This is a genomic window from Haloferula rosea, from assembly GCF_016595525.1.
GTDB lineage: Bacteria > Verrucomicrobiota > Verrucomicrobiia > Verrucomicrobiales > Akkermansiaceae > Haloferula > Haloferula rosea.
On the sequence record NZ_JAENII010000008.1, the window covers coordinates 221,296 to 231,714 of the forward strand.

At 61.2% G+C, this 10,419-nt stretch carries 8 protein-coding genes and 1 other RNA gene; 3 read left to right on the forward strand and 6 right to left on the reverse strand.

Features of this window, described 5'->3' with window-relative positions; translation table 11 throughout:
* The first annotated feature begins 92 nt into the window (after nucleotides 1-92).
* Both JIN81_RS12005 and JIN81_RS12010 read left to right on the forward strand, forming a co-directional pair.
* Nucleotides 93-2,096 (forward strand): sensor histidine kinase, encoded by a 2,004-nt coding sequence (locus JIN81_RS12005; RefSeq protein ID WP_200279704.1) that lies wholly within the window; start codon nucleotides 93-95, stop codon nucleotides 2,094-2,096.
* On the forward strand, nucleotides 2,093-2,752 hold the full coding sequence (locus JIN81_RS12010) for a response regulator (protein WP_200279707.1): 660 nt from the start codon (nucleotides 2,093-2,095) through the stop codon (nucleotides 2,750-2,752). The genes JIN81_RS12005 and JIN81_RS12010 overlap by 4 nt, the downstream gene beginning before the upstream one ends.
* Nucleotides 2,753-3,182: 430 nt before the next feature.
* Here the strand turns inward: JIN81_RS12010 and JIN81_RS12015 are convergent, their stop codons facing one another.
* From JIN81_RS12015 to JIN81_RS12040, 6 genes are read right to left on the reverse strand one after another with little or no spacing between them, the layout of a single operon-like run.
* A complete protein-coding gene (locus JIN81_RS12015; protein ID WP_200279710.1) occupies nucleotides 3,183-4,490 on the reverse strand; it encodes a DUF58 domain-containing protein in 1,308 nt (435 codons plus the stop codon).
* Nucleotides 4,491-4,497: 7 nt separating this feature from the next.
* Nucleotides 4,498-5,580: an AAA family ATPase gene (locus tag JIN81_RS12020; RefSeq protein WP_200279713.1), complete on the reverse strand. Its 1,083-nt coding sequence runs from the start codon at nucleotides 5,578-5,580 to the stop codon at nucleotides 4,498-4,500.
* Entirely contained in the window at nucleotides 5,577-6,692 is a 1,116-nt protein-coding gene (locus tag JIN81_RS12025) for a DUF4350 domain-containing protein (RefSeq protein ID WP_200279716.1), read from the reverse strand. Before JIN81_RS12025 ends, JIN81_RS12020 begins: the two co-directional genes overlap by 4 nt.
* Nucleotides 6,689-8,128, reverse strand: coding sequence for a hypothetical protein (locus JIN81_RS12030; RefSeq protein WP_200279719.1), 1,440 nt, complete (start codon nucleotides 8,126-8,128; stop codon nucleotides 6,689-6,691). Before JIN81_RS12030 ends, JIN81_RS12025 begins: the two co-directional genes overlap by 4 nt.
* Nucleotides 8,129-8,132: 4 nt before the next feature.
* The gene (locus tag JIN81_RS12035) at nucleotides 8,133-9,101 is read right to left on the reverse strand and encodes a stage II sporulation protein M (protein WP_200279722.1); all 969 of its coding nucleotides are present in this window, start codon (nucleotides 9,099-9,101) and stop codon (nucleotides 8,133-8,135) included.
* Nucleotides 9,102-9,854 (reverse strand): RDD family protein, encoded by a 753-nt coding sequence (locus tag JIN81_RS12040; RefSeq protein WP_200279725.1) that lies wholly within the window; start codon nucleotides 9,852-9,854, stop codon nucleotides 9,102-9,104.
* A gap of 147 nt (nucleotides 9,855-10,001) precedes the next feature.
* Here JIN81_RS12040 and ssrA point away from each other — a divergent pair.
* Nucleotides 10,002-10,359, forward strand: a transfer-messenger RNA (tmRNA) gene (gene ssrA / locus JIN81_RS12045).
* The last annotated feature ends 60 nt before the right edge of the window (nucleotides 10,360-10,419 follow it).

Sequence of the window (10,419 nt, forward strand, 5' to 3'; positions counted from 1 at the left end):
AAAGTGAGGATTCACGAGACCTCAACAAAAAAGTTGTTCTGATATTTTAAAAATGCTAATTAATCGGCTGCTGCGTCACCCCACCCCACGGCATGCTCCGCCCTCCCAGCATCTCCCTACTCCCCATCATCATCGGATCCCTCATCGGGACTTCCGACCGCGCCTGCTCCTTCGAGGAGGCCCAATCCAGCAACCCCATCGGCAGGATTGCCCGTGTTCTCAACCCGAAGCTCGTTGAAATCGAGGAACGAATCGGTTGGCTCGAGCGGCGACTGCGGCAACTCTCCGCCTACGCCCCCAAACCCTTGAACCACGGTTATGGCTGGCAGTCGATTCGCGCCAATGGCGCCACCGAGATTCCGACGCTCACGCTCGACCTTCAGGATACCTACCCGATCAGCGAAATCTTCATCGTCCCAAGCCAGCTTCGGCCAAGCGAGAACCAGCGCTACTTCCCGCTCCGCATTCAGATCGAAACCTCCCTCACCCCGGACTTCTCGGATGCCCAGCTCGTTTACGAAACCCGTGACAAGTTGCATGAAAGTCAGGCCGGGTTCCCACTTCGGATCGTGACTCGCGATGTCGAAGCCCGCTACGTCCGGCTTTCCATCCCACTCGGTCACTTCCGCGGCGACCAATCAATCGCCGCAATCTCCGAGTTCGTCGCACTTTCGGGAGGTGAGCCCGTTTCGTTTTCCGCATCGGTCACGGCCACCCACTCGCTGGACTCGCCCAACCAATGGGAACCGAAGTTCGCCATCGACGGGCGCACTCCTCTCGGCACTTGGGAAGGCGGAACCTGGACGAATTCCCGGGGGAATCTGGTCGATGTCGACCCTCAGAATCCGGAGGCAACGTGGACCATCGATCTCGCTGAAAGCGAACGCGTCGAGCGGGTCGTGTTGTTTCCCTATCAGTTTGCGGAATTCGGTGGAACCAGCACCTTTCCTGAGAAGCTCACCGTCTCCATTTCCGACACGCCCGACGGCGGAGGCGTTCCCATCGAGGTCAACACCGGAGGCAATAGTTTCGCACCGTGCGTCATCTCCACGCTGGGTCACCAGGGACGCTACGTGACCATTCGCAGCGCCACGCCCGTCAGCCTCGGCAGGCTGCACATGCAGGCCTTGTCGGAAATCGAAGTCTGGTCGTTCGGACGGAACGTGGCGGCTGGCCATGAGGTCGAAACCACCGCGAACGGTGCCAAGCAACCGCCGACTCTGCAACTCACTGATGGCTACGCAAACGGACTTGAGATTCGCCCGATTGCCAGCTGGCTCCAGCAACTCAACGAACGGAACAGCATCCAGAAGGAACTCGCAACCCTGAGCCCGACACGCGCCAGCATGGCGACCGAGACCGAGCTGAATACCACCTGGGGTGCTTCGGTCGCGATCGGTCTCACCTTCCTCATCCCCATCGCCTTCGTCGAACGCCGCCGATTGGTTTCCCGCAAGCAGATCGACAGTCTGCGCAAACGCATCGCCTCCGACCTTCACGATGACATCGGCAGCAACTTGGGAAGCATCTCGCTGATCGCCCGCTCTGCGAAACGTGACCTCCGTCGACTGGAAGGTCCGACTGAAGTTGCCGAGGATCTCGATGAAGTCGAAGTGATTGCCCGTGAAAGTTCGCTGGCCATGCGGGACATCGTCTGGCTCCTCGAGCGTCGACAAGACAGCATCGGCGACTTCGTGCAACGCATGCGCGACACCGCCGGCCGCCTGCTCCGCGACCTCGACTACGAGCTCATCTGCCGCTCAAACCGGACGGCCGCCAAGATGACCCTCGACGCCAAGCGTCACCTCTTCCTCTTCTACAAGGAAGCTCTGCACAACATCCTGAAGCACTCCAAAGCCACCGAGGTGAGCATTCGCATCCAGGATGCCGGTGACCGCCTCGTCATGGAGGTGAAGGACAACGGTATCGGCCTCCCCACCGGAGAGAACTCGCGACCCGCCGCGGTTCGCAAGCTGGTCGACCGCGCAGCAGTGCTTGAAGGCCGCCTGAAGGTGGAATCCAAGCCGGGGAACGGGACGCTCTTGCGTCTGGAGGTGAAACGCGCCAACCTGATCGCGAGCAAGGCAGTGGCATGAGCAGCGATACCCCATCAACCCCCATCCGGATCTGGATTCTCGAGGACCACTCGCAGTTCGCGAAGCAGATGTGTCGCCTCATCGGCGGAGAAGACGACATGAACTGCGAAAAAGTCTTCACCCATCCGGATGAGCTTTTCGCTGAAATCAGCTATGGCTCGAAACTTCCGGATCTGATGCTCTTCGACCTCGGCCTGCCGGGGAAGGACGGGCTTCAGGTCCTCAATGAAGTCAAAGCCAAGTTCCCGGAGCAGAAGATCGTCATTCTGACGGCCTTCGATGACCGGGAACGCGTCTACCGCGCGATCTGCAATGGCGCTTCAGGCTACCTGCTCAAGACCGCCGACCCCGACGACATCGTCGATGGGATTCGCGATGTCATGGGTGGTGCCGCCCCACTCAGTGGCGCCATTGCCAGCATGATTCTCGATGGCTTCGCCAAACTCGGCCCGGTCGAGGAAACGGAGCCTCTCACAAAACGCGAAGAGGAAGTGCTTCGCGCGATGGTCAAGGGTCACATCAAGAAGGAGATCGCCGATCAGTTGGACATTTCCCTCCATACCGTCGACATGCACCTTCGCAGCGTCTACCGGAAGCTCCACGTCCGCACTCAGACCGAGGCGGTCTCCAAGGCCATTCGAAAAGGGCTCATCTGATGCCCTCCCACGCAGCGGGCGGTTCCCGACTGCTCCGACTGCCTTCCTCCTCTGCCTCGCCCCTACCGGCGGGGCTTTTCTTTTCGGCAACCCTTCCACCGGGTTGGCATCGAAGGTCATGCACGAAGTCCACGAACGCTGAAGGGGGAAACATTCAGCGTCCGTGGGCCCCTGGGGGGCTGTGCATTTCCCTTACGCACGCGATCGTGGCAGCTCTGCGTATTCCTCCCATTACGTGATCACGGCGAAGTGACCTCCTGAAAAAGAACGCGGGCGCCGGAGGGGGAGAGTTCCGGCGCCCGTGCGAACGCGTCACTCAGCGAGCGACATCCACATCATGCCTCCCCCGGCACGAAGCACCATTACGCCATCGCGGAGGACCCCGGCCCCCTCCCCTCAGCCCCCGGGAAACCGTGGGATTCCCCAAGCTTCAAAGCCGTCCCGCCGCCTTGATGTCGAGATACTGGTTCGCCAACTCGACCGGAAAGTCCTGCGCAGGCACATCCAGGGTGACCACTCCGTGCGCCCGCAGGGTCGCCATCACTTCCTCGCGTTCCAGATCATACTGTTCCGCTGCAGAAAAGCGCAGCGCATCCTTGAACACACCGATCGGATGCTGGCGGGCGTCCTCGATGGCCCGCTCACGCAAACTCGCCAGGACCACCAAATGCCGCGCCGAAAGGATCCTCAAGGCCGGGATCAATTCGGACGCATCCTCACCCCGAAGGTTCGTCATCACCACCACCATCGCACGCCGTCTCTGACGGGCCTGCAAACGTTCGGCGGCAGTCGTGAAATCACTCGGTTCCGTGGTCGTCTGATAGTCGTAGAGATGGTTCAGCAGCGTCGCCATCGAATGAGCCCCCTTCACCGGCGGCAGCCAGCGATCGGTCCCTCCAAACGATTGAACCCCGACCTGGTCCCCTTGTCGGAGCGCCACGTAGGACAGCAGCAGCATCGCGTTCAAACAGTGATCGAACTGCGGAAGCTCGCCGTCCATCGCCCGCATCCGTCGTCCCGTGTCGGTCAGGAAAATGATCGTCTGGTTTCGCTGTTCCTGGAACTCACGACTGATCAACTGCATCCGTCGGGACGTCGCCTTCCAATCAATCTGTGCCAGCGGGTCCCCCTCACGATACTCACGAAGTTGATGGAAATCCCGGCTGCTTCCGGCCAGCGACCGGCGTACGATCCCCATCTGGTCCTGCCGTGCCTGGGTCGCCAGCAAGGCGAACCGAATCACCGGCTCATAGTCGGGATACACCCGCACCTTCTCCTCCTCACCATGGACGGCGGACTTCCACCACATCCCCAGAGGCGAACGCATCCGGGTATGCACCGGCCGGAACACCGCCTCGCCACGCTCCATGATCCGCACCGGATGTGTCACCCGCAAGCGTTCTCCCCTCGGCACCATGCCCGTCCACGGCATCGCCTCGGCCTCGGCCCCCTCGGGAATGCCGTCGAAGAGCATCAGGGCACACGATGGAGCCCCATGATGAACCAGTTCGATACCGACCTCCCCGGGTTCACCCAGCGCGAACCGCTCGGGCAATTTCCGGACCAGCTCGATCTTCGATCCTTTCCACAGCAGCAACCCGTCGATCAGGAACAGCAGCACCAGCGCTCCTCCCACGACATACCAGGTGACTAGTACTTGACCACCCCAGATCGAAGCGGCCACACCGAGGAGCAGCCACACGAAAAGGAATCTGAGAGTGATCAGACTGGGAGTCATCTTGCGTTCAGTGACGTGGGGCCGGCACCGACTCGACCAGACCCCTAAGGATTTCATCGACCGTCTGACCGCCGATCGAAACCTCCGGTGCAACCTGCACACGATGGCGAAGCACCGGCAGGGATGCCGCCTTGATGTCGTCGGGCGTGACGAAATTTCTCCCGTGCAGGATCGCAATCGCCTTGCCGATCCGGACCAGCGAAATCGCTCCGCGCGTCCCTGCCCCCAGCGCGATGGACTTCGCCTCACGAGTCGCCTGAACGATGGCAACCGCGTAATCGACGACTTCCGGAACAACCTGCACCGCCGCCGTCTCGGCCTGCGCGGCGACCACCTCCTCGGGGGTCGCGACCACCTCGACGGAGTCAACCGGCGACGCGCCCGGAATCTCGCTTGCAGAGCGCGTCACGATCTCCGTTTCAGAAGTCCCGTCCGGATAATCAAGCAACACCTTCATCAGGAATCGGTCCAACTGGGCCTCAGGCAGCGGATAAGTCCCCTCGTGTTCGATCGGGTTCTGGGTGGCCAGCGTCATGAACGGCGCGCCCAATGGCATGGTCTCCCCATCGATCGTGACCTGCCTCTCCTGCATCACCTCCAACAAGGCCGACTGGGTCTTCGCAGGGGCCCGGTTGATTTCATCGGCCAACAACAGATTCGTGAACACCGGTCCCTGCCGAAGCTGGAAGGTCTGGCTCTTCATGTCGAAAAGACGGAATCCCGTAACGTCCGAAGGCATCAGGTCGGGGGTGAACTGAATCCGGCTGAAGTCACCTGCGAAAGTCTTCGCCATCGCCAGCACGAGCTGGGTCTTGCCAAGACCCGGCTTCCCTTCCAACAGAACATGACCGCCCGCCAGCAAGGCCGCAAGAACCTGACTGATCACCTCTTGCTGCCCGAGGACGGAGCGCTCGATCTGCGCGCGCATCCGCGCGACCACACCGCTTGCTGCCGACTCCGGTTGAGCTTCTTCAGCGGCGACCTCTGGCTGCGCTGGCTCGTCGTGGATTGACGAGACCTCGGTCTCTGGAGTCACGGGATCAGTCTCCGGGCTCACGTGTTCAGGATCGGGTGGAATGGAGTCGTTCATGGAATCGAAGTGTGGATGGATTGCAGGTCCGCCACCAGGCGGGTGAAGCTCGCGGAATCCCGCGCGCGTTCGAAAGTCATGGCACGCTCGGCGCGCTCTCTGGGAATGCCGGAACGCTCCGCCATCAGCCCGAACATGTCGGCATCGCGCCGACCGGAGGCCATCGCAAGCGCTTGGGTCCGCTCCAGGATGCTCTCACGCAGAGGTCGCAGCAGCCCTTGGCCACGATCCAGCCTCCAGTGGAAATCGCCGAGCGCTTCCAAGTGGTGATCATAGGCCCTCAGCGCCCTCGAGTCTTCGTGGGCATCGAGCGGGCCGAAACGCGGCAGGTTCTTCCACAACCAGAACGCCACGAGAAGAATCAAGGCAATCAGGGCCGGCCACGCCCGGGACCACAGCAGGCTCCAGAAGGAAAGCGATGCGTTGCGCACAAACACGACCTCTGTGCCATACTCCGAAAGCTCCATCAGGGTCTTGAGCAGCTCGGCATGATCGTAATCGCCAATGTAGCGGTTTCGGAACGGTCGGGCATCACTCACGATCGTCAGCCGCCCGTCACCCAGGTTTCTGGAAATCAACATCCGACCCTTGCCGTCGCCCGGCTTGATGCGCACACCGGACTCCATCCACACCTCGTAGCGCCGCCCTCTCAGCCTCACGAACTCACCAGCCTTCGGTGACTTGAATGCATCCTCCTGCTCAACCCCCTCCACGGTGTATCCAAGACGCGCCATCCACGCATCGAAAGCATCCGGCTCCTCTTCCGCATACCAAGATCCGAAACTTCCTCCGCGGCTCCAGTCATTGATGTAGCCCTCGCCGTGCTCCAGCGTGATCACGGCGTGGCCACCCCACTCCACCCACGATTCCAGTGCCTCAATGTAGCCATCCGCCGTCAGGACGGAGGCCGGCAGGACCACCATCCCCAGCGGATCATCAAGCTCCGGCCAGCCCGGATCATTCCGAACCGTGTAGCCGAAATCCTCCAGGAACCGCTCGGCGGCAAGATAGGGATTCACTCGTGCGCGCCCCTTGTGACCGACCTCGCGAGTCGTCTCGATGTAGCTGCACCCGACCAGCGCGAAGATCAGAACGAGAAGCAAGGCTCTCACGCCGCCCCCCTTTCACGAAACGGCCAGTTGCGGCAGAGGGACTCGATGGTTTCGTCCGAGGGAATCTGCCGGGCATACGCCAGTCGGATCCACTCCGTCGTCAGAGAGCCGAAATACTCCTGATGGAGGACCTGGGAAGTCTTCACCCTTCCGAGACAATCATTCTCGGTATCCGACTCCGCGATCTCCACGCCCCCCTTGCCGATCATCCACGAGATCGCCCCACGGTAGAGCAGGCTCATCGCTTCCTGTCGCCGACCCGACCGCCACGCCTCCATGGCCGCCACCGCCACATCGTCCGGCAGACTCTCTTCGGTCACCTCCATCCCCATCACCACCTTCGCACGGGCCTGCGCCTTCGGAGCCCTCGTCCCCCCGCGCCCGGCGAATAAGTGTCGGTATTTCCAGATCAACCACGCCACTAGTCCGATCAACCCACCGATCACGAGAAACTTCAACAAGGCAGCCAATGCATCCATGCCCGTGCCACCCGCACTACCGACACCCCCGCCAAACAGCTTCTCCAGCCACTCCCAGCGCCACGGCTCGGGCTCCTTGATGGTCTCGGTGTGGATCTCGAAATCCTCGTGCGCCAGCACCTCTTCGATCACCACCTTCGATTCCGATTCCTCCGCCTGCGCAGGGGTCACCATCCATCCGATGACCCCGACAAGGATGGCACCTGCCATGCCCTGCAACCGGTTCGCCATGCGTCGGAAGGCCAACTCCACATCCCATCCCTCGATCCAAGTACGATGGTTGATGTAGATGCCGAATCCCGCGCCGACGGAAAACATGTCGACCAACCACATCGACACACACAGCGAGAGCATGATCGCGACCGACAACCCGAGCGGCGGCACCAAACCCTCGACCTCCCACCACAGCGACATCGCTTCACCCCACTCCGCCTGGGCATTCTGCGGCAGGAAGAGCATGCCGGTGAAGAACAGCGCCAGCGCGAGCCAGAAGGTCAGGAACAGCCGCCACATCGCCAACATGATCACACTCGAATCACCGCGCCGCAGGAGAATCCGGCAACGCGCCGAGTAGTCCTTCCCCTTCAGCCCCTCGAGGTCCTCGACGGGCATGGTCAGCGGTCTCCATGGCGAAGCACGCGCCCAGATCATGCGGAAGAAGAACCGTCGCCCAATCGCCTTCGGCAGTTCCTTCCACAGATGCTTCATCTTGGGATCCTCTCCAAACAGGATCCGGCTCAACTTGAAAAGGGTCAGCCTTGAGCTCACCGGGATCCACCACCAGAACAACAAGGAAAACCAGAACGGATGATCCCGCAGCAACGGCAAGGCGATCAGAAGCACCGGAAGCATGCCGATCCACCAAGCCGCACTGAGCTTGGCGAAATCCCGGCGGACCAGGGCGAGCCCGAGATCCACCGACTCCCACTCGCTGCGCGGCCTCAGTTCGGCCGTCACCGACTCAAGCCTCACGCTCCCCCCTTCCCAACAAAAGGAAATACGCCACGTGCAGCAGCCACATCAGGATCCCGAAGGTATACTTCACGTTCGACGGCAATCCCTGCGCCGACCAGAAGCCCTCGATCACCGCAGCGATGGCCGTCATGCCCGCCGCCCCGTAGATGAGTGGAAGGGCCTTCTTGGCCGCCATCCCGATAGCCTTCGCCCTCGTTATTCTCCCTGGCTTCAGGACAGCAAGCCCCAGACGCATCCCGGCCATCCCGGCGATCACCATCCCGATCAACTCGAACGACGAGTGGCCCGCCACGAAGGTCCAGAACGACTCCGGGTTGCAGGCATAGGTGACGTAGCCGGCCGATGCCCCGATCGCCAGACCGTTGTAAACGAGAAAGAAAATCGTCCCGAGACAGGCCACGATCCCGCCGGCAAAGATCCGGAAATCAATGCTGACGTTGTTCTGGATGTAGTGACCGAACATCTGGAAGTTCGAACCGAACTCGCTGCGCAGGTAGGAGAGCTGTTCCTTCTCACCGCCATACATCTGCTCGAGCCCCGACATGCCCGACGGGCCGAGGATCGCCTGCACCCAGTCGAGGTCGATCCATGCCATCGCCATCATCACACCGAATGGCACCCAGAACATCAGGTTGCACAGCCAGAACAACCGCCAGTCTTTCCTCACTGCGGCGGGAAAGTCCCGCACCACGAAACGCACGAAAGATTCACCACCCTTCCGCTGGCTGCGGTAGAGCATCTTGTAGCCACGGATCACCAAGTCATTGAGCCGGGTCACCACCTCACCGCCATACATCCGATGATTCGCCAAGGCCAAGTCGGCACACATCTCACGGAACCTTCGCGGCAATTCGGAAACACCCGCCATCGGCTTGCGACGCTCGAGGCTTCCGACCAGATCGTCGAACTCGCGCCACGCCTGCTGGCGCCTTTCCTCGAAATTCCCCTTCTTCATCTACTTCCGCTCCTGAAGCCACCTTGCCATCGCCGTGAGCCGCGTCACCCCGGCAGCACCTTTCGAGCCACTCAGCTCGCGTGCGTGATCCGCAATTTCAATCCTCCGCCCCTCCGACCACAGACCCGCCCGATCCGTGAACGCCGACAGGGCCTTCACCTCCTCAGGACGCAGCGCCATCGGGGGGGCAATCGTCTCCAGTGCCGGTGGACTGGGCACCACCGGTTCAGGCGGCACCTTGTCGTAGATCACCACCGTGCCAGCCGCCAGATCCCCTAGGCGCTGGAAACGCTGGGTCGCCACCAGCACACCCACCCCGAAACCGAAGGTCGGTATGCCCATCACCCCGAAACCAAGAAAAGGCATCCCATCCGCATAGCGCAGAAAATTCCGCAGGACTGCCTGCCCGAAGGTAATCGGCGAACCCGATTTCTGAACCACCCTCAACCCGAGGATTTTCTTTCCAAACGTCGCCCCCCACGGACCGGCCTCAAAAAACACCGGATACCACCACCAGACGAAAAACCACATCAACGAGATCAAACCCACCGCCGTCAAACCACCGACGACCATCCCCGTCAGGCTGAGGATGAATCCAGCCAGCAGGATGAACGCCCACTGGATCGCCAGGTCAATCCCGAGCGCCCCGCCCCGCAGCAGCGGCCCCGCAATCCGGAGTCGGACCTCCACACCCTCGGCCAACTCAATGGGCTGAAGGGTATCCAGTCGGTTCTGTGACGCTTCCGTACTCAAGAATCACGCCCAAACTAAGCACAGGGACGACTGCGTAAATCCCGAACTTCAGCAATCCACCCCCAGCCCACCACCGCTCCAAAAGCCCACGAATTTCCCAGTTGAAAACCCAGCCATCCGGCACCATGCTTCCCCCAGCTAAGTGAAGGGGGCGTTCTGGTTTCGACGGGATGTTCGATTCGCTGGCTGCACGTCGAGGTTGGTCGGTTGGCCTCGTAAAAAGCCGCCCAAAACAAATAATTGCAGACTCTAACGAGCTCGCACTTGCTGCTTAATTGACAGCAACGCCCGAACCCTGACGCCTATTAAGGGGGAAGGCGACTACCTAATAGGCTGGCCATCTGATCGGGCGACCGGGTCGAATGGCGAGATTCAACAGGACGCTAGGTTGAGGGACGCGGCAAACAGGCCGAACTCATCCGAAACTACCGACTGTCTGCTAAACGTGTAGATGCCAGTGTTGATGACGTTGCGGACAGGGGTTCGACTCCCCTCGCCTCCACCAGCCTTCGCCAAGGCTTCGGCTGGCAAGCCAGCGGCTTGACTGACGGAGCCTTGGCGAAGG